This is a genomic window from Neisseria gonorrhoeae (assembly GCF_003315235.1).
Lineage (GTDB): Bacteria > Pseudomonadota > Gammaproteobacteria > Burkholderiales > Neisseriaceae > Neisseria > Neisseria gonorrhoeae.
Map to the genome: position 1 here is coordinate 16,942 of NZ_QNRU01000018.1, position 23,166 is coordinate 40,107.

Below are 23,166 nucleotides of genomic sequence, written 5' to 3' on the forward strand. Positions count from 1 at the left end.
CGGAAATCTGTTTCAGACGGCATTTTTATATTCAAACGGTGTAACGTTTATTTGAATTTGTAGGTGTATTGCAGGCCGATGATGTCGGCGTGGTTTTTGAAACGTGCGCAAGACGCACCTTTGCTGTCCACATCGTTGCCGCTTGCCTTCGCCGTGCGGTAGCTGGTGTCGTTGATGTGGATGTGGGTGTAGGCGGCATCGACGACGTGGTTTTTGCCGATATGGTATTTCATGCCGGCGGAGAACCAGATGCGGTTGCCGTCGGGCAGGCTGTTCATGCGGTAGTCGGCGTTGCGGACAGGCGGTTTGTCAAAAGCGATGCCGACGCGCAGTTGCAGCGGTTCGCTGATTTGATAAGAACCGCCCAAGCCGACTTTGTAGGTGTTGCGCCAGTTGGGGGTGATGGTGGTGCGGTCGGATTTTTTGCCATTAGCAATATTTTTTTCTTTTTCAAAAAACAGTTCCGCCTTATTGAAGCGGCTGTGGCGCGTCCAAGTTACGTCGCCGAACAGGTCGGCTTTGTCGGACACTTTGTACATGCCGTGTACGGACAAAGACTCAGGCGTTACGATTTTGACACTGGCTTTTTCATTCGCCGTGTAACCGAGCGGTGTGAGCATATTGTCATTCCACTGTTGTTTCGCCGCCGCGCCGTCTGCCGCCCATTCGGCATCGCCTTTGAGCGTGTGTGAAACTTTGGAACGGTAGTTCACGCCCACGCGCGCGCGGTCGTTGATGTCCCACATCCACGCCAGTTGGTAGCCGACGCCCCAATCGCTGCCTTTGACATCGGCGTGTCCGTCGGCCTTGATTTGAGCAGCGGCAGTAGGATTAGAAGGTGTTGCTTGCAGCATTTGCGCTTTTTTTGGGATTCCTCAGTCGGCATATTTGCGCAGTTCGGCGGAATTATGTTGGGCGATGATGCCTGCGCCGAAGGAATGGCGTTCGTTGAGTTTCCACGCGGCGACAGGTTTGACGGCGATGCTGGTCAGACCGAGTTTGTTGATGTTGTGGCGCAACACGGAATCTTTTTCGTATTCGGTGGCAGAGCCGAAGGGGACGTACACGCCCAAGCCCACGGTCAGATTGTCGTTGACTTTGTATGCGCCGTAAATGTGGGGTGCGACCGTGGTTTTGGTGATTTTGCCGTTTTTAGAACCTTGGACGGGAAGCCCGGTAAAGTCGGTGGCGGAATCTGCTTCATAATGAATGCTGGGCAGCACGATGTTGGCGTTGACGGAAATCTGGCTGCTGTCGAGTTTGGTCAGGCCGGCGGGATTGTAGAAGATGGTCGACGCGTCGGCGGCATTTGCCGTGCTTTGCGCGTTGACCGACTGTGTGCCGAAGTGGTAGCCGGATGCGTGGACAGATGCGGCGGCAAAGGCAGTGCCGAGCAGCAGGACGGTTTTTTCAGTGTGAAAGGGGTCATTTCGGTTTCCGTAAAAAGGCGGACGGTGGACAAATAAAAAAGGCAGTCGGAAATGCCTTGTTTCGCTTTAGTATAGGCACTCGATTTTATCCGATGTTGCCGGATTTGCACAATTCTTTCGGTTTTACCTGACGGAATGCAAATAAAATGCCGTCTGAAGCCCGACAGTATCGGCTTTAGACGGCATTTTCCACTCAGGGCGGATTATTTGACGCGCAGCACTTCCAGCGTATTGGTCGAACCGGATTCGCGCATTTGCGAGCCGCTGGTGATGATGTACTGGTCGCCGGAATGCAGGATGTTGTGTTCCACCAGCATCGTTTCGACTTCGTTCAACGCCGTGTCGTGGTCGGTGCTGGTTGCCAAAATCAGCGGGCGCACGCCCCGGTACATCGCCATACGGCGTTGGGCGGAAACGCTCGGGGTCAGCGCGAAAATCGGCAGGGTAATATTGTGGCGGCTGATTTCAAAGGCGGTCGAACCGCTTTCGGTCAGGGCGACGATGGCTTTGGCGTGAACCGCGCGCGCCACGCTGACCGCGCCGCCGGCAATCGCTAAGTTGGTGCTGACGGCTTCGGGATACTCTGTCTGTTCGGCAACGCCGTTGAGCGAATCCTGTTCTTTTTCCGCAGCCGCGCAGATAATCGCCATTTGGCTGACGGTTTCAAACGGATACGCGCCGACGGCGGTTTCGGCGGAACACATCACCGCATCGGTGCCGTCCAATACCGCGTTTGCCACATCGCTGACTTCCGCGCGGGTCGGCACGGGGTTGGTAATCATCGATTCCATCATTTGCGTCGCCGTAATGCTGAAGCGGCGCAACTCGCGGGCGCGGCGGATCATCCGTTTTTGCAGGGCGGGGACGGCGGCGTGTCCGACTTCGACCGCCAAGTCGCCGCGCGCAACCATAATGCCGTCGCCGGCAAGGATGATTTCATCAAGGTTTTCAATCGCTTCTACGCGTTCGATTTTGGAAACCAAACCGGGGCGGACGGCAGTGCTGCCCTTCATTTCCTCTTCGACTTTGGCGCGCGCGATGTGCAGGTCTTCGGCGGATTTCACAAAGCTGATGGCGAGATAGTCGCAACCGATGGCAATCGCGGTTTTCAGGTCGCGGAAGTCTTTTTCGGTCAACGCGCCTGCGGACAAACCGCCGCCGCGTTTGTTGATGCCTTTGTTGCTTTTCAGGATGTGGCTGTTTTCCACCCTTGTGATAATCCTGCTGCCTTCGACGGATTCCACGGTCAGGGTCAGCAGGCCGTCGTCCAGCCACAAGACATCGCCTGCGGCAACGTCGTCGGGCAGGTCGCGGTAGTCCAAACCGACCGCCTCGCGCGTGCCTTCGCCTTCGAGCGCGGCATCGAGTACCAATGTTTCGCCTTTGTTCAATTCGATGCCGCCGCCGGCGATTTTGCCCACGCGGATTTTCGGGCCCTGCAGATCGGCAATGATGGCGATTTCCTGTCCGGCGCGTTTTGCCGCCTCGCGCACGATGCGGGCGTTTTCCTGATGGAATTCGGGCGTGCCGTGGCTGAAGTTGAAGCGGACGACGTTCAGGCCGCCGACGCGGATCATGTCTTCCAACAGTTCGACGTTGTTGCTGCCCGGCCCAAGGGTGGCGACGATTTTGGTGTTGTGGCTGATGCGGGTCAGATCGCGGCTTGTCTGGTTCATATGAAAGTCCTTTCGGTCTCAATCGGGTGTTTTGCGGTATTTTGTTGCAAAATTACAGAAATTTGGAACCGGTTTGATGTCCATTTGGTGAACGCGGCGGAATATTCTGTAAAAATATGATTTAAATTAATGGTTTGATATTTTACCTGCAAACCGCCTTTTTTGGTGCAAAATTACACGGTTTTATGATTTAGGCTAAATTTATTTTTTGTTCGGCGGCTTGCGCGGTCGGGTAAAATGAAGGTTTTGAACGGTTGGTCGGACAGGAAGATGTGGCGGGTTTTGAGTGCTTTGCCGATAGGCGTGGTGTTTTTTGATTTGATCTACGGTTTTGTGTTGAATGTGTTGCAGGGGTTGGATTTGCAGCGTGCCGTGCCGGATTCGGAAGGCGTGTTGGCGGTTACGCCCGATATTGCGTTCAACAGTTTGCAGATTGTCGCCAACGGCGGTATGGCGGCGGTGGTCTGTTTCGGGTTGGCGGTTGTGTTTCTGCTCAACCGTTCGGTGCGGCGGCGGCAGGTCTTGGAAATCGGGGTGTTCCGGATGTTGGGGCTGGTGGCGGTATTGGCGTTCAGCGCGCCTTCGCTGTGGGAGTGGGCGAACGCGCTGCCGCTGCTGCTGAAGGGCGCGGACGTGGTCAATACGGGGAATGCGCGTTATGTGCTGACGGCTTTGTGTATGCCCTTTCCGGCGGTGTCGTGCATCATCGGGCTGGTAGGGCGGTTCAGGCTTCAGACGGCATCGGGCAGGGTGGCAAAGGCAGGGGGTGCGGTCAAGGCGGGCGGATAGGGCGCATTTTTCAGCGGGTGCGTCGAGAAGCAGCCGATGTGTTTGGCAGCCGCAGCTTGGGGGGGGTGTAGTGCTAATGGCGGTTTCTTTGCTTTTATAGTGGATTAACAAAAACCGGTACGGCGTTGCCTCGCCTTAGCTCAAAGAGAACGATTCTCTAAGGTGCTGAAGCACCAAGTGAATCGGTTCCGTACTATTTGTACTGTCTGCGGCTTCGTCGCCTTGTCCTGATTACTATATAAAATAAATGGGCAAAAATCGGTTTATTATCGTTTTTGCCGCATTTGGATTTGTTCTACCGTAAAACGTGTTTGACGAACGGGATTTTTATTAAAAAACATCTGATTTCTAACAAAATCAGTATTTTTTGGCACGATGGCTAAAATTTTTCCTTCCATTTCGCCATCACGTGTTTTCCATGCGCTCAAGAATTGTGATTTGCTCGTTGAGACGTGCCCCAGCGATGGATCAGCCAGCAAAACAGTTTCTCCGTTAATACCGTTCAATACCGAAAAATGGTTGTTTTTACGGTATTTTAAATACACAATTACAGGAATTTTTAGTTGTACCAACTGTTCAAATGGCAAAGCATAACCTTGTGCTTCAAAACCCAGTTCGGGCATTATGCGTTGCATATCATCAAAAGAAGTACGCATTTGGGTTTTATCCATTTTGTCTAAGATTTCCGCTTCAGAATAATGTCTGCCATAAAAATTATTCAGTAACGTGGCAATCGAAGCCGCGCCGCAAGAAAAATCCAAATCTTGTTTTACTATGCCGGAATCTCGCCGTGCTTTCCAACTCCGTACATGGATGTTTTGGTAAGAAGCGGGGGTCAACAAACATAGGCCAAGCAAAAACTATATTTGGGGCGAAACCAATCAAAGCCGCATAATTTATCAATTTATAAAGATTTTTTATCATAATATGTATACGCGGAATAAACGCATGAAACATAAAAAAATAAAATCATATGCAATTTTATTGCATGAATAAATATGAATAAAATAGATAATGATGGGAGTAAATACGCCATGTATTTTGGAAGTTTAAATTTATTAATAATAAAATAATTTATCGTAGCGCAAATAAATCCCAAAATTGGAACGATTAGAAAAAAAATTAATACACCCATAATCATGCAACCTATATTAATAAATAGCTAACTAATTCTATTACAGAAATTAGTTAGCTGATTAAAAGTGATTAACAATTATAGTGGATTAACAAAAATCAGGACAAGGCGACGAAGCCGCAGACAGTACAAATAGTACGGAACCGATTCACTTGGTGCTTCAGCACCTTAGGGAATCGTTCTCTTTGAGCTAAGGCGGGGCAACGCCGTACTGGTTTTTGTTAATCCACTATAAATAGCGAGCATCGATTCACGGTGCGCTTTAGTGCAAAGCGTACAACGCGAGCCTGAACCACCAGCCGCAATAGGAAAAGAAAGCCGATAGAGTGCAATGCTTGCCAACGCGCAAGCGAGCTTGCAAGAACGCTTGGCTCAACGAGAGCAGGCAAGACAGAAAGCAGGATAGGAGAGGCAACGCAAAGGTCTCGGGCTTTGATTTCGCCGTAAACCTGAGTGCCGCCTTGTCCGGACGGGGTGGTTCAGGCGGCGGGTGCCGACAGGGTGCAGATGAGGAGGAGTATTTTCATTTGGGGTCGCAACGGAAGTGGTAGGCGCAGATTTCAAAACCGTTTTTGAAATACAGGCGGTGCGCGTCGGTACGGTCGTGGTTGACGTGGACGTTAAGGTGGATTTTGGTAACCCCTGTTTCCGCGCTGATTTTGCGGACTTCTTCCAAAAGGCGCGAGGCGTAGCCTTTGCGGCGGCTTTGCGGCAGGGTAACGATGTCGTCGATGTGGATGTGGCGGCCGCCGGCTAGGGTGCAGGCTTCGCGGAAGCCGCAGACGGCGACGGCATTGTGTTTGCATTCTTCAAAAATACCCAGCAGGCGGTAGCCTTGGGGGCGTTGGGTTTTGTTGATCTGTTCGGTAAAGCGGCCGATGTCGGTCAGGGCGGAACGCAAAACGCTCAAGGCTGCAAAGGCGGTGGCGGTGTCGTCCGCGCCGATTTCGCGCAAAACGTAGGATGCGCCCGAGGCGGTCTGTTCCTGTGTTTTCTCGGCGGCGTGTTTTTCTTCGATTGCCTGTGCCAGCAGGACGCGTTCGTTGGCAGGGTCGTTTTGTCCGCCCTGTTCGCGTTCTTCGAGCAGGGCTTTGCAGTCGATGACGCGCAGGTCGTTGTCGGCGGCAAAGTCCATCAGGAAGCGGAACATCTGCGGATTGTCGGTTTCCAGTTTTTTATCGACGGCGACGCAGCGGATGTTGTCCACCAGCATGGGGCGCACCCATTTCGAATAGGAGAGGCGGTTGTCTTTGGTGAACGAGGACAGGATGCCGCACAGGCGTTCCGCCCAGTCGCCGGGGCGGAAAATCTTGCCGGAACTCGTTGTGCCGTGGATGACGACTTCGTAGGGGTTGCAGATTAACATGGCGGCTTCCTGAAAAGAAATGTCTGGCGCGATTATACCTTATGCTTATGCGGGCGTGTTTGGATATGCCGTCTGAAAAATACAGGATTCGTGCGGTAAAACTTTGTGGAGGCAAATGTGCGATAATACGCGCCGTGTCGCCGCTTTTGCGAAGCTGTTCCGCAAACATACGGGCGGCGTGGACGTATAACCGGATACCCGCCTGACGCGGGTTTTTTACGGAAGGGGGGCAAAATGCCTAATCCGCTTTACAGACAGCACATCATCTCCATTTCGGATTTGTCGCGCGAACAGTTGGAATGCCTGCTTCAGACGGCATTGAAGCTGAAGGCGCATCCGCGCGGCGATTTGTTGGAAGGCAAACTCATCGGTTCGTGCTTTTTCGAGCCGTCCACGCGCACGAGGCTGTCGTTTGAAACGGCGGTGCAGCGTTTGGGCGGTAAGGTCATCGGCTTTTCGGACGGCGCGAATACCAGTGCCAAAAAAGGCGAAACGCTTGCCGATACCGCCCGTATCATTTCCGGCTACACCGACGCGATTGTCCAACGCCATCCCAAAGACGGCGCGGCGCGCGTGGCGGCGGAGTTTTCGTGCGTCCCCGTCATCAACGCCGGCGACGGCACGAACCAGCATCCCAGCCAGACCTTGTTGGATCTGGTAACGATTTATGAAACGCAGGGGCGTTTGGACAAGCTTAAAATCGCCATGGCGGGCGACTTGAAATACGGGCGCACCGTGCATTCGCTGTGTCAGGCGTTGAAACGCTGGGGCTGCGAATTTGCCTTCGTCTCGCCGCCCAGCCTCGCGATGCCCGACTACATTACCGAAGAGTTGGAAGAAGCCGACTGCCGATACCGCGCCCTCGGCAGTTTGGAAGAGGCGGCGGAATGGGCGGACATCCTGTATATGACCCGCGTCCAGCGCGAACGTTTCGACGAACAGGAATTTGCCAAAATTCAAGGCAAATTCAACCTCGAAGCGTCTATGCTCGCCCGCGCCAAACCGAACCTGCGCGTGCTGCACCCTTTGCCGCGCACGGACGAAATCCATCCCGATGTTGATGCTACGCCGCATGCCTATTATTTCGAGCAGGCGACCAACGGCGTTTATGCGCGTATGGCGATATTGTCGCTGGTGTTGAACGAAGAAGTGTGAGGAACCGATATGGAAGCGCAAAAACTCAGTGTCGAAGCCATTGAAAAAGGCACGGTTATCGACCATATTCCCGCCGGCAGGGGGCTGACCATCCTGCGCCAGTTCAAACTTTTGCACTACGGCAACGCAGTAACCGTGGGCTTCAACCTGCCCAGCAAAACCCAGGGCAGCAAAGACATCATCAAAATCAAAGGCGTGTGCTTGGACGATAAAGCCGCCGACCGCCTCGCCCTGTTCGCCCCCGAAGCGGTGGTCAACACCATCGACAATTTCAAGGTCGTACAGAAGCGGCATTTGACCCTGCCCGACGAAATCGCCGAAGTGTTCCGCTGCCCGAATCCCAATTGCGCCGGCCACGGCGAGCCGGTCAAAAGCCGGTTTTATGTTAAGAAACACAACGGGCAGACGCGGCTGAAATGCCACTACTGCGAAAAAACCTACAACCGGGATTCGGTGGCGGAAGCCTGACGGATTCCCGCAGCCCGGCGGCGGAATTTTGCCTGCCGCCTGTTTTGCCAATCTGAAATGGAATGATGATGCACGCTTCTGTCCAAAGTCGTTTCGCACCGATACTTTATGTTTTGATTTTCTTTGCCGGTTTTTTGACCGCGCAAATCTGGTTCAATCAGAAAGCCTATACTGAAGAGCTGCCTCCGCTTCTGTCCGCATTGTCCGCCGTCGCGCTGGTGTGGCTGGCGTGGGCGTTCGTGTCGGTGCGTTCAAAGGCTAAGGCAGAAAAGTTCTACCGCGAAAAAATGATACAGAACGAAAGCATACACCCCGTCCTGCACGCTTCTTTGCAACACTTGGAACACAAGCCGCAAATGCTCGCCCTGCTGGTCAAAAACCACGGCAAAGGCATGGCGGAACAGGTCAGGTTCAAGGCGGAAGTGCTGCCCGACGACGAAGACGCGCGCACGATTGCCGCCGAGTTGGCAAAAATGGATATGTTCGCATTGGGGACGGACGCGGTCGCCTCGGGCGAAACCTATGGGCGCGTGTTCGCCGATATTTTCGAGTTGTCGGCGGCTTTGGAAGGGCGCGCGTTCAAAGGGATACTGAAACTGACGGCGGAATATAAAAAACATCTTCGGCGATGCCTGCCGTTCGGAAACGGCGTTGGATTTGGGCGCGCTCAATCAGGCGTTGAGGGAAATCTCGAAAACGCCGGAAAAGCCTAAGCAGATATTTTATTGAAGGTGTCCCGATGTATGGGGAGCGCACGGGTGGCGCGGCGGCAAAGCGGCAAGATTGGGTTTGGATACCCGGTTGGTTTTATAGTAGATTAACAAAAATCAGGACAAGGCGGCGGGCCGCAGACAGTACAAATAGTACGGAACCGGTTCGCCCGGTGCTTGGGCGCCTTAGGGAATCGTTCCCTTTGAGCCGGGGCGGGGCAACGCCGTACCGGTTTTTGTTAATTCGCTATATCTGTCTGCAAGGGAGACAGCCGCTGTGATTTCCGTTCGGGCGGAAACCGATTCCATCGGATAAAAGGCATTTTGTCCGACTAAATCAGGGTTTTGCATCAACGGGATATGAAAACACAGCCTAAATAAAAATGCCGTCTGAATGCTTCAGACGGCATTGTTGCCGAGGGGTTATTGGAAAGGGTCGGAATCGACGCGGGCGCGGCCCTGATCCGGCATATTGTCCAAATCCCGTCCCGGATTGGCGGCGGTGTCGCCTTCGGAAATATCGGAGATGTTTTCCAAAATAATGGCGTAAGCCAGTTTCGGCGCAGTGTGGTAAACCATTGCCAAGCCCACTTCTTCGGCAGGTGTCGAAATCAGCTCGACGGTATCCCTGCTTTTAGGTTCTTCGGTCAAATTGTTGGAGAGGTTGACCTGCATCGTTTTCTTGCGTTTGTAAAGGCTTAAAACTGCGCCTTTGTCCAAACCGTCGTCCCCGCCTTTGTCTATCGTAATGGTTTTGAACTGTCCGCCGACCCCCACGCCTTCAAACACGGAAACGATTTTTGCCTGAACCGGGCGGGACGGTTCGTGCGGCACCATATTGAAGCGGTCGGTGTCTTCCGGCATTTTCATCAGGTAGTCGCCCTGCTGTATTTCGGAAATGGCGGTTTCGACCACCAGCGGCTGTATCGAACGGGTGCGCACCGGGGTAATCAAAGGATGGGTGCGGGTGTAGTATTCGTTGTCTTTCAGCCGTTCTTCAGCCTGTTTCGAGCGTTGTTCGAGGGCGGAGTCGGTATAGTCGAGGGAGCGCACGATGCCGCTGAATGCGACTTCTTGTCCGAGGAATTTACCCGTATCCGGATCGGTGATGTTTTTATTGATTCGGTAGGTCAGATAACGGCCCGGCTCTTTCAGGCCTTTGGTGTAAACCCTGGCGCCTTTGGTGTACAGCAGCCTGCCTTCCGGGCCCGAGAGCAGGCGCGGCGCGGCAGCGGTTTCTTTGCGGGAAACGATTTGCGGGTGCTGCATAAAGACGCGGTAGAAGTTGACATCGATGGCGGGAATACCGTATCCGGACACTTCCTTATCCGGACTGATTTTGACGACGGGGATGCCGTCTGTCTGTTCCAAATCAAGGCGCGGTTCGCCGCCAACGTAGCGCAACACCAATACCTGGCCCGGATAAATCAGGTCGGGATTGTGGATTTGATCCCGGTTCGCGCCCCACAGGCGGCACCATTGCCACGGGCTGTACAGGTATTTGCCCGAAATACCCCACAGGGTGTCGCCCTGTTTGACCGTGTAGCGTTGCGGCGCATCCGGGCGCACCTCCAGATTTGCCGCCAAAGTTTGTGTTGAGAATGCCATACCTGCCGCGCAGAGCAGGGTTATAATACGACGTTGCATAACCGTTCCCCTTATCTGATAAATTTCGGTTTGTCTTGCTTGATTGGGTTGGAAAAAGCGGCGGCAGCCCCTCGGGATGTGCCGCGTGATAACAAATGTTCCGCATTTTAACATCGAATTATCCGTACCATCACGGTAATTATGAAAAACAGGCGGCGTATCCGCCGAAGGAAAGAGAAAATTATGGCTTTACTGAATATAGAGCAGGGTTATAATACGACGTTGCATAACCGTTCCCCTTATCTGATAAATTTCGGTTTGTCTTGCTTGATTGGGTTGGAAAAAGCGGCGGCAGCCCCTCGGGATGTGCCGCGTGATAACAAATGTTCCGCATTTTAACATCGAATTATCCGTACCATCACGGTAATTATGAAAAACAGGCGGCGTATCCGCCGAAGGAAAGAGAAAATTATGGCTTTACTGAATATCTTGCAATATCCCGACGAGCGTCTGCACACGGTGGCAAAGCCTGTCGAACAAGTTGACGAGCGCATCCGGAAGCTGGTTGCCGATATGTTTGAAACGATGTACGAATCGCGCGGCATCGGGCTGGCGGCGACGCAGGTCGATGTGCACGAACGCGTGGTCGTGATGGATTTGACCGAAGACCGCAGCGAACCGCGCGTGTTCATCAACCCCGTCATCGTTGAAAAAGACGGCGAAACCACTTACGAAGAGGGCTGCCTGTCCGTACCGGGCATTTACGACGCCGTTACCCGCGCCGAACGCGTCAAGGTCGAGGCTTTGAACGAAAAAGGCGAAAAATTCACGCTGGAGGCGGACGGGCTGCTGGCGATTTGCGTGCAGCACGAGTTAGATCACTTGATGGGCATCGTGTTTGTCGAACGCCTTTCCCAACTCAAGCAGGGGCGGATTAAGACCAAACTGAAAAAACGTCAGAAACATACGATTTGATTCGCTTCGTCATGCCGTCTGAACGCTGCAAGGCTTTCAGACGGCACAGCCTTGTCCGACAACTTTACGCACACGCAGGAACACGCTATGAAAGTCATCTTTGCCGGCACGCCCGATTTTGCCGCCGCCGCCTTAAAAGCCGTTGCCGCCGCCGGTTTTGAAATCCCGCTGGTGCTGACCCAGCCCGACCGTCCGAAAGGGCGCGGTATGCAACTGACCGCCCCGCCTGTCAAACAAGCCGCGCTGGAACTCGGTTTGCGCGTGGCACAACCCGAAAAACTGCGCAACAACGCCGAAGCCCTGCAAATGCTCAAAGAGGTCGAGGCGGACGTAATGGTGGTTGCCGCGTACGGCTTGATTCTGCCGCAGGACGTGTTGGATACGCCGAAACACGGCTGCCTCAATATCCATGCTTCGCTGCTGCCCCGTTGGCGCGGCGCGGCGCCGATTCAGCGCGCGATTGAGGCCGGCGATGCCGAAACCGGCGTGTGCATTATGCAGATGGACATCGGTTTGGACACCGGCGATGTGGTCAGCGAACACCGCTACGCCATCCAACCTACCGATACCGCCAACGAAGTCCACGACGCGCTGATGGAAATCGGTGCGGCGGCGGTTGTTGCCGATTTGCAACAGCTTCAAAGCAAAGGCCGTCTGAACGCGGTCAAACAGCCCGAAGAAGGCGTAACTTACGCCCAAAAACTAAGCAAAGAAGAAGCGCGTATCGATTGGAGCGAAAGCGCGGACATTATCGAACGCAAAATCCGCGCCTTCAACCCCGTGCCTGCCGCGTGGGTCGAATATCAGGGCAAGCCGATGAAAATCCGGCGTGCCGAAGTGGTGGCGCAACAAGGTACGGCAGGCGAAGTGTTGTCCTGTTCGGCGGACGGTTTGGTCGTTGCCTGCGGCGAAAGCGCGCTGAAGATTACCGAATTGCAGCCTGCCGGCGGCAGGCGTATGAATATTGCGGCGTTTGCGGCGGGACGGTCTATTGAAGCAGGGGCGAAGCTGTAAATCCCTTCAGACGGCATTCCGATCCGCAAACGGGAATGCCGTCTGAAACCATCAGTTGAAGAAAGCGAATCACATAATATGAGTATGGCACTTGCCCAAAAACTTGCCGCCGACAGCATTGCGGCGGTTGCCGAAGGGCGCAACCTTCAGGACGTGTTGGCGCACATCCGCGCGGCGCATCCGCAGCTGACGGCGCAGGAAAACGGCGCGTTGCAGGATATCGCCTACGGCTGCCAGCGTTATTTGGGCAGTTTGAAACATATGCTCGCGCAGATGCTGAAAAAGCCCATCGACAATCCGCAGCTCGAAAGCCTGCTTTTGGCGGCGTTGTACCAACTGCATTACACGCGCAACGCGCCCCACGCCGTGGTCAACGAAGCTGTTGAAAGCATAGCCAAAATCGGGCGCGGGCAGTACCGTTCGTTTGCCAACGCGGTTTTGCGCCGCTTTTTGCGCGAACGTGAAAAATTGGCGGCTTCCTGCAAAAAAGACGATGTGGCGAAACACAACCTGCCGCTGTGGTGGGTGGCTTACTTGAAAAACCATTATCCGAAACACTGGCACAACATCGCCGCCGCGCTGCAATCCCATCCGCCGATGACGTTGCGCGTCAACCGCCGGCACGGCAATGCCGAAAGCTATTTGGAAAAACTGGTGGCGGAAGGTATCGCGGCTAAGGCGTTGGACGAATATGCGGTTACGTTGGAAGAAGCCGTGCCGGTAAACCGTCTGCCCGGTTTTGCCGAAGGACTGGTGTCGGTACAGGACTTCGGCGCGCAGCAGGCGGCGTATCTCCTTAACCCGAAAGACGGCGAACGGATTTTGGACGCGTGCGCCGCGCCGGGCGGCAAGACGGGGCATATTTTGGAACTGGCGGACTGCCGCGTTACCGCCTTGGACATCGATGCAGGCCGTCTGAAGCGTGTGGAGGACAATATCGCCCGTTTGGGCTTTCAGACGGCATCGGCGGCGTGTGCCGATGCGCGGGATTTGGCGGCGTGGTATGATGGAAAGCCTTTCGACGCAATCCTTGCCGACGTGCCGTGCACCGCTTCCGGCGTGGCGCGGCGCAATCCCGACGTGAAATGGCTGCGCCGACCGACCGACGCGCTCAAAACCGCCCGCCGGCAGGAAGCCCTGCTGGACGCACTTTGGCAGGCGTTGAAACAGGGCGGCAGAATGCTGCTTGCCACCTGTTCCGTGTTCGTCGAAGAAAACGACGGGCAACTGCAAAAATTCCTCAACCGCCATGCCGATGCCGAACCGATCGAATCGCGGGTGCTTTTACCGAACAAACACCAAGATGGCTTTTATTACGCGCTTATTCAAAAGCATTAAACAATGGCTTGTGCTGCTGCCGATACTCTCCGTTTTGCCGGACGCGGCGGCGGAGGGCATTGCCGCGACCCGCGCCGAAGCGAGGATAACCGACGGCGGGCGGCTTTCCATCAGCAGCCGCTTCCAAACCGAGCTGCCCGACCAGCTCCAACAGGCGTTGCGCCGGGGCGTACCGCTCAACTTTACCTTAAGCTGGCAGCTTTCCGCCCCGACAATCGCTTCTTATCGGTTTAAATTGGGGCAACTGATTGGCGATGACGACAATATTGACTACAAACTGAGTTTCCATCCGCTGACCAACCGCTACCGCGTTACCGTCGGCGCATTTTCCACCGATTACGACACTTTGGATGCGGCATTGCGCGCGACCGGCGCGGTTGCCAACTGGAAAGTCCTGAACAAAGGCGCGTTGTCCGGTGCGGAAGCAGGGGAAACCAAGGCGGAAATCCGCCTGACGCTGTCCACTTCAAAACTGCCCAAGCCTTTCCAAATCAACGCATTGACTTCTCAAAACTGGCATTTGGATTCGGGTTGGAAACCTCTAAACATCATCGGGAACAAATAATGCGCCGCTTCCTACCGATCGCAGCCATATGCGCCGTCGTCCTGCTGTACGGATTGACGGCGGCGACCGGCAGCACCAGTTCGCTGGCGGATTATTTCTGGTGGATAGTCTCGTTCAGCGCAATGCTGCTGCTGGTGTTGTCCGCCGTTTTGGCATGTTATGTCATATTGCTGTTGAAAGACAGGCGCAACGGCGTGTTCGGTTCGCAGATTGCCAAACGCCTTTCCGGGATGTTCACGCTGGTCGCCGTACTGCCCGGCTTGTTCCTGTTCGGCATTTCCGCGCAGTTTATCAACGGTACGATTAATTCGTGGTTCGGCAACGACACCCACGAAGCCCTCGAACGCAGCCTTAATTTGAGCAAGTCCGCACTGGATTTGGCGGCAGACAATGCCGTCAGCAACGCCGTTCCCGTACAGATAGACCTCATCGGCACCGCCTCCCTGTCGGGCAATATGGGCAGTGTGCTGGAACACTACGCCGGCAGCGGTTTTGCCCAGCTTGCCCTGTACAATGCCGCAAGCGGGAAAATCGAAAAAAGCATCAATCCGCACCAATTCGACCAGCCGCTTCCCGACAAAGAACATTGGGAACAGATTCAGCAGACCGGTTCGGTTCGGAGTTTGGAAAGCATAGGCGGCGTATTGTACGCGCAGGGATGGTTGTCGGCAGGTACGCACAACGGGCGCGATTACGCGCTGTTCTTCCGCCAGCCGATTCCCGAAAATGTGGCACAGGATGCCGTTCTGATTGAAAAGGCGCGGGCGAAATATGCCGAATTGAGTTACAGCAAAAAAGGTTTGCAGACCTTTTTTCTGGTAACCCTGCTGATTGCCTCGCTGCTGTCGATTTTTCTTGCGCTGGTAATGGCACTGTATTTTGCCCGCCGTTTCGTCGAACCCATTCTGTCGCTTGCCGAGGGCGCAAAGGCGGTGGCGCAGGGTGATTTCAGCCAGACGCGCCCCGTATTGCGCAACGACGAGTTCGGACGTTTGACCAAGCTGTTCAACCATATGACCGAGCAGCTTTCCATCGCCAAAGAAGCAGACGAATGCAACCGCCGGCGCGAGGAAGCCGCCCGCCACTACCTCGAGTGCGTGTTGGATGGGTTGACTACCGGTGTGGTGGTGTTTGACGAAAAAGGCCGTTTGAAAACCTTCAACAAGGCGGCGGAACAGATTTTGGGGATGCCGTTCGCCCCCCTGTGGGGCAGCAGCCGGCACGGTTGGCACGGCGTTTCGGCACAGCAGTCCCTGCTTGCCGAAGTGTTTGCCGCCATCGGTGCGGCGGCAGGTACGGACAAACCGGTCCAGGTGGAATATGCCGCGCCGGACGATGCCAAAATCCTGCTGGGCAAGGCGACGGTATTGCCCGAAGACAACGGCAACGGCGTGGTGATGGTGATTGACGACATCACCGTGCTGATACGCGCGCAAAAAGAAGCCGCGTGGGGTGAAGTGGCGAAGCGGCTGGCACACGAAATCCGCAATCCGCTCACGCCCATCCAGCTTTCCGCCGAACGGCTGGCGTGGAAATTGGGCGGGAAGCTGGGCGATCAGGACGCGCAAATCCTGACGCGTTCGACCGACACCATCATCAAACAGGTGGCGGCGTTAAAAGAAATGGTCGAGGCATTCCGCAATTACGCGCGCGCCCCTTCGCTCAAACTGGAAAATCAGGATTTGAACGCCTTAATCGGCGATGTTTTGGCCCTGTACGAAGCCGGCCCGTGCCGGTTTGAGGCGGAACTTGCCGGCGAACCGCTGATGATGGCGGCGGATACGACCGCCATGCGGCAGGTGCTGCACAATATTTTCAAAAATGCCGCCGAAGCGGCGGAAGAAGCCGATATGCCCGAAGTCAGGGTAAAATCGGAAACGGGGCAGGACGGACGGATTGTCCTGACGGTTTGCGACAACGGCAAGGGATTCGGCAAGGAAATGCTGCACAATGCTTTCGAGCCGTATGTGACGGATAAGCCGGCGGGAACGGGACTGGGTCTGCCTGTAGTGAAAAAAATCATTGGAGAACACGGCGGCCGCATCAGCCTGAGCAATCAGGATGCGGGTGGGGCGTGTGTCAGAATCATCTTGCCAAAAACGGTAGAAACTTATGCGTAGCAGCGATATTTTAATTGTAGACGACGAAGTCGGCATCCGCGACCTGCTGTCGGAAATCCTGCAGGACGAAGGCTATTCGGTCGCGTTGGCGGAAAATGCCGAAGAGGCGCGCAAGCTGCGCCATCAGGCGCGCCCGGCAATGGTGCTGCTGGATATTTGGATGCCCGATTGCGACGGTATCACCCTTTTGAAGGAGTGGGCGAAAAACGGGCAGCTCAATATGCCGGTGGTGGTGATGAGCGGGCATGCCAGCATCGATACCGCCGTAGAAGCGACCAAAATCGGCGCGATCGATTTTTTGGAAAAACCGATTTCCCTGCAAAAGCTGCTGTCTGCGGTCGAAAACGCGTTGAAACACGGTGCGGCGCAAATCGAAACGGGACCGGTGTTCGACAAACTGGGCAACAGTGCCGCGATTCAAGAGATGAACCGCGAAGTCGAAGCGGCGGCAAAGCGCACGTCCCCTGTATTTTTGACGGGCGAGGCGGGTTCGCCGTTTGAAACCGTGGCGCGCTATTTCCATAAAAACGGTACGCCGTGGGTCAGTCCGGCAAGGGTCGAATATCTGATCGATATGCCGATGGAACTGTTGCAGAAGGCGGAGGGCGGCGTTTTGTATGTCGGCGACATCGCCCAATACAGCCGCAATATCCAAACCGGCATTACCTTTATCATCGGCAAGGCAGAACGCTGCCGTGTCAGGGTGATTGCTTCGTGCAGCTACGCGGCAGGTTCAGACGGCATTTCATGTGAAGAAAAATTGGCCGGGCTTTTTTCGGAATCGGTCGTCCGTATTCCGCCCCTGAGTATGCAGCATGAAGACATTCCCTTCCTGATACAGGGGATTGCCTGCAATGTGGCGGAAAGCCAAAAAATCACGCCTACCGCATTCAGTGACGATGCGCTTGCCGTATTGTCCCGTTACGACTGGCCGGGGAATTTCGAGCAGTTGCAAAACGTCGTGACAACGCTGCTGCTGGAGGCGGACGGGCAGGAAATCGGTATCGGCGCGGCTTCTTCGGCACTGGGGCGCGGCGTGCCTGTCGACGGAACGGGGCATATGGCGTGCGGGTTCGACTTTAACCTGCCGCTGCGCGAATTAAGGGAGGAGGTGGAGCGGCGTTATTTCGAGTACCACATCGCCCAAGAAGGTCAGAATATGAGCAAAGTGGCGCAGAAGGTCGGTTTGGAACGCACGCACCTTTACCGCAAACTCAAACAGCTCGGCATCGGCGTTTCGCGCCGGGCGGGGGAAAAAACCGAAGAATAGGCCCGGACGGCCGGTTTCCCGGCTGCGGGCTTTTGTTTTCAGACGGCATTTGGAGAAAATGCCGTCTGAAATCGTAAGGGGATGGATTTTATGACAGAGGACGAACGTTTCGCGTGGCTGCAATTGGCGTTTACGCCCTATATCGGCGCGGAAAGTTTCCTGCTGCTGATGCGCAGTTTCGGCAGCGCGCAAAATGCCTTGTCCGCACCGGCGGAACAGGTTGCCCCGGCGGTGCGGCATAAGCACGCGCTTGAGGCTTGGCGCAATGCGGAAAAACGCGCTTTGGCGCGGCAGGCGGCAGAAGCGGCGTTGGAATGGGAAATGCGGGACGGATGCCGCCTGATGCTGCTTCAGGATGAAGATTTCCCCGAAATGCTGACGCAGGGGCTGACCGCGCCGCCGGTTTTGTTTTTGCGCGGCAACGTGCGGCTGCTGCACAAGCCTTCCGCCGCCATCGTCGGCAGCCGCCATGCCACGCCGCAGGCGATGCGGATTGCCAAAGATTTCGGCAGGGCGTTGGGTGGGAAAGGCATTCCTACCGTGTCGGGTATGGCTTCGGGCATCGACACCGCCGCCCATCAGGGCGCACTGGAGGCAGAAGGCGGCACCGTCGCCGTGTGGGGGACGGGCATAGACCGCATTTATCCGCCGGCCAACAAAAACCTTGCTTATGAAATCGCCGAAAAAGGGCTGATTGTCAGCGAGTTCCCCATCGGCACGCGGCCGTATGCCGGCAACTTTCCGCGCCGCAACCGCCTGATTGCCGCGCTGTCGCAGGTTACGCTGGTGGTCGAGGCCGCCTTGGAATCCGGTTCGCTGATTACCGCCGGCCTGGCGGCAGAAATGGGGCGCGAAGTCATGGCGGTGCCCGGTTCGATAGACAACCCCCACAGCAAAGGCTGCCACAAACTGATTAAAGACGGAGCGAAACTGACGGAATGTTTGGACGACATCCTGAACGAATGCCCGGGGCTATTGCAAAATACGGGTGCTTCATCATATTCTATAAATAAGGATACGCCCGACACGGGCCGCCGCACCGTTCAGACGGCATACGCCCCGCCGCCTGCCGCAAAAATGCCGTCTGAAGGGGCGGCAGGCGGCACAGCCGTCGGCGGCATACTGGATAAAATGGGTTTCGACCCCATCCATCCCGACGTGCTTGCCGGACAGTTGGCTATGCCTGCCGCAGATTTGTATGCCGCACTGTTGGAATTGGAATTGGACGGCAGCGTTGCCGCCATGCCCGGCGGCAGATACCAGCGTATCCGAACTTGAACGCACTTTATATTAAGGAACACGAATGACCGAAGTCATCGCCTACCTCATCGAACATTTCCAAGATTTCGATACCTGCCCGCCGCCCGAAGACTTGGGTATGCTGCTTGAAGAAGCGGGTTTCGATACGATGGAAATCGGCAACACCCTGATGATGATGGAAGTATTGCTCAACAGCTCCGAATTTTCCGCCGAACCCGCCGGCAGCGGCGCATTGCGCGTGTACAGCAAAGAAGAAACCGACAACCTGCCGCAGGAAGTGATGGGGCTGATGCAGTATCTGATTGAAGAAAAAGCCGTCAGCTGCGAACAGCGGGAAATCATCATCCACGCGCTCATGCACATCCCCGGCGACGAAATTACCGTAGATACCGCCAAAGTGCTGACCCTGCTGCTTTTATGGGCAAACAAGAGCGAGCTGCCCGTGTTGGTCGGCGACGAGCTGATGAGCGCGCTTTTACTCGACAACAAACCCACGATGAACTGAAGCGGCTTCAGACGGCGCCGGCCCGCCCGATGCCGTCTGAAACACCGGCATCAAAACCACCATCCAGAGAACGACAAATGGCGAAAAACCTCTTAATCGTCGAATCCCCGTCCAAAGCCAAAACCCTGAAAAAATATTTGGGCGGCGATTTTGAAATCCTCGCGTCCTACGGACACGTCCGCGACCTCGTCCCCAAAAGCGGCGCGGTCGATCCCGGCAACGGCTTTGCGATGAAATACCAACTCATCAGCCGCAACGCCAAACACGTCGATGCCATCGTCGCCGGAGCCAAAGAAGCCGAAAACATCTACCTCGCAACCGACCCGGACAGGGAAGGCGAAGCCATTTCCTGGCATCTTTTGGAAATCCTCAAATCCAAACGCGGCCTGAAAAACATCAAGCCGCAGCGCGTCGTGTTCCACGAAATCACCAAAAACGCCGTGCTCGATGCGGTTGCCCATCCTCGCGAAATCGAAATGGATTTGGTCGATGCGCAACAAGCCCGTCGCGCTCTGGACTATCTGGTCGGTTTCAACCTCTCGCCGTTGCTGTGGAAAAAAATCCGACGCGGTTTGAGCGCGGGCCGCGTGCAAAGCCCTGCTTTGCGCCTGATTTGCGAACGCGAAAACGAAATCCGCGCGTTTGAAGCGCAGGAATATTGGACGGTACATCTAGACAGCCACAAAGGCCGCAGCAAGTTCACCGCCAAACTCGCCCAATACAACGGCGCGAAACTCGAACAATTCGACCTGCCGGACGAAGCCGCTCAAGCCGACGTGTTGAAAGAACTCGAAGGCAAAGAGGCTGTCGTTACTGCCATTGAAAAGAAAAAGCGCAGCCGCAACCCCGCCGCGCCGTTCACCACATCCACCATGCAGCAGGATGCCGTGCGCAAACTCGGCTTCACCACCGACCGCACCATGCGTACCGCCCAGCAGCTTTACGAAGGTATAGACGTAGGGCAGGGCGCCATCGGTCTGATTACCTATATGCGTACCGACAGCGTGAATTTGGCTGACGAAGCGTTAACCGAAATCCGCCATTACATTGAAAACAAAATCGGCAAAGAATATCTGCCGAGTGCCGCCAAACAATACAAAACCAAATCCAAAAACGCCCAAGAAGCCCATGAAGCGATCCGCCCGACTTCCGTGTACCGCACGCCCGAAAGCGTCAAACCCTTCCTGAGTGCAGACCAGTTCAAACTCTATCAAATGATTTGGCAGCGTACCGTTGCCTGTCAGATGACGCCCGCCAAATTCGACCAAACCACCGTCGATATTACCGTCGGCAAAGGCGTGTTCCGAGTAACCGGACAAGTGCAAACCTTCGCAGGCTTCCTCAGCGTTTACGAAGAAAGCAGCGACGATGAAGAGAGCGAAGACGGCAAAAAACTGCCCGAAATGAGCGAAGGCGACAAATTGCCGGTCGACAAACTCTACGGCGAACAACACTTCACCACCCCGCCGCCGCGCTACAACGAAGCCACACTGGTTAAAGCCCTTGAAGAATACGGCATCGGCCGCCCCTCGACCTACGCCAGCATCATCTCCACGCTCAAAGACCGCGAATACGTTACCCTTGAGCAAAAACGCTTCATGCCCACCGACACAGGCGACATCGTCAATAAATTCCTGACCGAACACTTCGCCCAATACGTCGATTACCATTTCACCGCCAAACTCGAAGACCAGCTTGACGAAATCGCCGACGGCAAACGCCGCTGGATTCCCGTGATGGACAAATTCTGGAAACCGTTCATCAAACAAGTGGAAGAAAAAGAGGGCATCGAACGCGCCAAATTTACCACGCAGGAACTTAACGAAACCTGCCCGAAATGCGGCGAACACAAACTGCAAATCAAGTTCGGCAAAATGGGCCGTTTCGTTGCGTGTGCCGGTTATCCCGAGTGCAGTTACACCCGCAACGTCAACGAAACCGCCGAAGAAGCCGCCGAGCGCATCGCCAAAGCCGAGGCTGAACAAGCCGAACTCGACGGACGCGAATGCCCCAAATGCGGCGGTCGGTTAGCGTATAAATACAGCCGTACCGGCAGCAAATTCATCGGCTGCGCCAACTACCCCAAATGCAAACACGTCGAGCCGCTGGAAAAACCGAAAGACACCGGCGTCCAATGCCCGCAATGCAAAAAAGGCAACCTCGTCGAGCGCAAATCCCGCTACGGCAAACTGTTTTACAGTTGCAGCACCTATCCCGACTGCAACTACGCCACTTGGAACCCGCCCGTCGCTGAAGAATGCCCGAACTGCCATTGGCCGGTCTTGACCATCAAAACCACCAAACGCCGGGGTGTGGAAAAAGTCTGCCCGCAAAAAGAATGCGGCTGGAAAGAACAAATCGAACCGCCTGCACCGCAAGAGTGAAGCGGTTGGGATTAAGATGAAAGAAAATGCCGTCTGAAAGGGGTTTCAGACGGCATTTGTAAATTAGAAGGGGCTGTCCCAGATGGCTGGGGAAATTTAAATTAAGTCAGAATTATCCCTATGAGAAAAGCCGTCCAAGCCGGTACAAACAAAAGAAACCCATCGGACTGTTTGCCGCAGGCGTAACTGCAAGAACGGCAGCAGGGTTGGCAGCAGTTAATCAAAACACGGCAGCCTGTTATTTTCTATGGCGAAATAGTGTTTGGCACATCATCGGGAAAACTTCCTTTACACGCATTTGGACGAAATCTGCGAAATTATGGAGGCATACGACATATCGTTTACGATTACTTATCCGTCAAAACAGTCCGCATTTGGAAATGTATGACGGCGAAGCAGGGGCGGGTGAAAGTTATTTCCGTAAAGGCAGACGCGGCCGCAGTGCCGCCGGCAAAGCCGCCGTATTCGGGCTTTTGAAGCGCAACGGCAAGGTTTGTACGGTTACTGTCGGACACTCGAACCGCTATTTTATTGCCTATTATCCGCGGACGGGTGAAACCCGGCAGCATTGTTTATACGGATTGTTCGTAGTTACGATGTATCAGATTGTAAGCGGATTTGGCCGTTTCCGTATCAATCGCGGCACACATTTTGCCGAACGGCAAAACCATATCAACGCAATTGGGAACTTTTGGAATCGGGCAAACGTCATTTGCGCAAGTTTGACGGCATTCCCAAAGAGCATTTCGGGCTGTATTTGAAGGAGTGCGGACGGCGTTTTGACAACAGTGGGGTAAAAGTTCGAATTTCCATTTTAAAACAATTGGTAAAGCAGGATTTATCCCGGTTGGCCGGGATTTTAAAAAATAAATACATTCTTTAACAAAACAAATCATATCCCGGCAAAACAAATCTGATAAAATGCTTGGCGTTTATTAACAATCTTTTTAATAATTTAATCTTAGATATTTGGAGTTGATATGCATACGGCCGACAAAAAACTTCTCTTCTCTTCTCTTCTCTTCTCTTCTCTTCTCTTCTCTTCTCTTCTCTTCTCTTCTCTTCTCTTCTCTTCTCTTCCGCAGCGCAGGCGGCAAGTGAAGGCAATGGCCGCGGCCCGTATGTGCAGGCGGATTTAGCCTACGCCGCCGAACGCATTACCCACGATTATCCGAAACCAACCGGTACAAAAAAAGGCACAACAATAAGCACGGTAAGCGATTATTTCAGAAACATCCGTACGCATTCCATCCACCCCAGGGTGTCGGTCGGCTACGACTTCGGCGGCTGGAGGATAGCGGCAGATTATGCCCGTTACAGAAAGTGGAACAACAATAAATATTCCGTGAGCATAAAAGAGTTGCTAAGAAACGATAATAGCGCTTCTGGCAGCAACCATCTTAACATAAAAACCCAAAA

General features: G+C 54.5%; 18 protein-coding genes and 3 pseudogenes. 16 read left to right on the top strand and 5 right to left on the bottom strand.

What is annotated here, in order from left to right; all coding sequences use genetic code 11:
- Positions 1-47: 47 nt before the first annotated feature.
- Positions 48-1,400, bottom strand: a pseudogene (locus tag DFR77_RS08215) (OmpP1/FadL family transporter).
- Between the two features lie 233 nt (positions 1,401-1,633).
- The gene (gene pyk / locus DFR77_RS08220; protein ID WP_003690149.1) at positions 1,634-3,106 is read right to left on the bottom strand and encodes a pyruvate kinase; all 1,473 of its coding nucleotides are present in this window, start codon (positions 3,104-3,106) and stop codon (positions 1,634-1,636) included.
- Between the two features lie 237 nt (positions 3,107-3,343).
- Between pyk and DFR77_RS08225 the strand changes: the two genes are divergently transcribed.
- Positions 3,344-3,895 carry a hypothetical protein gene (locus DFR77_RS08225; protein ID WP_003690145.1) on the top strand — a complete coding sequence of 184 codons (552 nt, stop codon included), beginning with the start codon at positions 3,344-3,346 and terminating at the stop codon, positions 3,893-3,895.
- A gap of 266 nt (positions 3,896-4,161) precedes the next feature.
- Here the strand turns inward: DFR77_RS08225 and DFR77_RS08235 are convergent, their stop codons facing one another.
- Entirely contained in the window at positions 4,162-4,752 is a 591-nt protein-coding gene (locus DFR77_RS08235; protein WP_003696417.1) for a C39 family peptidase, read from the bottom strand.
- A gap of 801 nt (positions 4,753-5,553) precedes the next feature.
- Entirely contained in the window at positions 5,554-6,396 is an 843-nt protein-coding gene (locus DFR77_RS08245; RefSeq protein WP_003694361.1) for a GNAT family N-acetyltransferase, read from the bottom strand.
- A gap of 234 nt (positions 6,397-6,630) precedes the next feature.
- Between DFR77_RS08245 and pyrB the strand changes: the two genes are divergently transcribed.
- From pyrB to DFR77_RS08260, 3 genes and pseudogenes are all read left to right on the top strand, one after another.
- On the top strand, positions 6,631-7,551 hold the full coding sequence (gene pyrB / locus DFR77_RS08250) for an aspartate carbamoyltransferase (RefSeq protein WP_014580415.1): 921 nt from the start codon (positions 6,631-6,633) through the stop codon (positions 7,549-7,551).
- A 9-nt stretch (positions 7,552-7,560) separates the two neighbouring features.
- The gene (gene pyrI / locus DFR77_RS08255) at positions 7,561-8,019 is read left to right on the top strand and encodes an aspartate carbamoyltransferase regulatory subunit (protein ID WP_003690135.1); all 459 of its coding nucleotides are present in this window, start codon (positions 7,561-7,563) and stop codon (positions 8,017-8,019) included.
- Between the two features lie 62 nt (positions 8,020-8,081).
- Positions 8,082-8,748, top strand: a pseudogene (locus tag DFR77_RS08260) (hypothetical protein).
- 404 nt (positions 8,749-9,152) lie between these two features.
- On the opposite strand, the gene DFR77_RS08270 reads toward DFR77_RS08260, so the two are convergent.
- The gene (locus DFR77_RS08270; protein WP_003690132.1) at positions 9,153-10,376 is read right to left on the bottom strand and encodes a LysM peptidoglycan-binding domain-containing protein; all 1,224 of its coding nucleotides are present in this window, start codon (positions 10,374-10,376) and stop codon (positions 9,153-9,155) included.
- A gap of 183 nt (positions 10,377-10,559) precedes the next feature.
- Here DFR77_RS08270 and DFR77_RS13815 point away from each other — a divergent pair, with 183 nt between their 5' ends.
- The 12 genes and pseudogenes from DFR77_RS13815 to DFR77_RS08330 all read left to right on the top strand — a co-directional run.
- Positions 10,560-10,715 carry a hypothetical protein gene (locus tag DFR77_RS13815; RefSeq protein WP_051619419.1) on the top strand — a complete coding sequence of 52 codons (156 nt, stop codon included), beginning with the start codon at positions 10,560-10,562 and terminating at the stop codon, positions 10,713-10,715.
- Positions 10,716-10,787: 72 nt separating this feature from the next.
- A complete protein-coding gene (gene def / locus DFR77_RS08280) occupies positions 10,788-11,291 on the top strand; it encodes a peptide deformylase (protein ID WP_003690288.1) in 504 nt (167 codons plus the stop codon).
- A gap of 87 nt (positions 11,292-11,378) precedes the next feature.
- Positions 11,379-12,305: a methionyl-tRNA formyltransferase gene (gene fmt / locus DFR77_RS08285; protein ID WP_003690130.1), complete on the top strand. Its 927-nt coding sequence runs from the start codon at positions 11,379-11,381 to the stop codon at positions 12,303-12,305.
- Positions 12,306-12,383: 78 nt separating this feature from the next.
- Entirely contained in the window at positions 12,384-13,643 is a 1,260-nt protein-coding gene (rsmB, locus tag DFR77_RS08290) for a 16S rRNA (cytosine(967)-C(5))-methyltransferase RsmB (protein ID WP_003694355.1), read from the top strand.
- Positions 13,609-14,208, top strand: a complete 600-nt coding sequence (locus tag DFR77_RS08295) for a DUF4390 domain-containing protein (RefSeq protein ID WP_003690128.1) — start codon at positions 13,609-13,611, stop codon at positions 14,206-14,208. Before rsmB ends, DFR77_RS08295 begins: the two co-directional genes overlap by 35 nt.
- On the top strand, positions 14,208-16,328 hold the full coding sequence (locus DFR77_RS08300) for a HAMP domain-containing histidine kinase (protein ID WP_003694352.1): 2,121 nt from the start codon (positions 14,208-14,210) through the stop codon (positions 16,326-16,328). Before DFR77_RS08295 ends, DFR77_RS08300 begins: the two co-directional genes overlap by 1 nt.
- On the top strand, positions 16,321-17,598 hold the full coding sequence (locus DFR77_RS08305) for a sigma-54-dependent transcriptional regulator (protein ID WP_113852092.1): 1,278 nt from the start codon (positions 16,321-16,323) through the stop codon (positions 17,596-17,598). The genes DFR77_RS08300 and DFR77_RS08305 overlap by 8 nt, the downstream gene beginning before the upstream one ends.
- 90 nt (positions 17,599-17,688) lie before the next feature.
- On the top strand, positions 17,689-18,876 hold the full coding sequence (gene dprA / locus DFR77_RS08310; RefSeq protein WP_003694351.1) for a DNA-processing protein DprA: 1,188 nt from the start codon (positions 17,689-17,691) through the stop codon (positions 18,874-18,876).
- Between the two features lie 25 nt (positions 18,877-18,901).
- Entirely contained in the window at positions 18,902-19,363 is a 462-nt protein-coding gene (locus DFR77_RS08315) for a Smg family protein (RefSeq protein WP_003690120.1), read from the top strand.
- 77 nt (positions 19,364-19,440) lie between these two features.
- A complete protein-coding gene (gene topA, locus DFR77_RS08320; RefSeq protein ID WP_003694350.1) occupies positions 19,441-21,747 on the top strand; it encodes a type I DNA topoisomerase in 2,307 nt (768 codons plus the stop codon).
- A gap of 86 nt (positions 21,748-21,833) precedes the next feature.
- Positions 21,834-22,630: pseudogene (locus DFR77_RS08325) on the top strand (IS1595 family transposase).
- 240 nt (positions 22,631-22,870) lie between these two features.
- A partial coding sequence (locus tag DFR77_RS08330) for an opacity family porin (RefSeq protein ID WP_249033554.1) occupies positions 22,871-23,166 on the top strand: 296 nt, incomplete at its 3' end.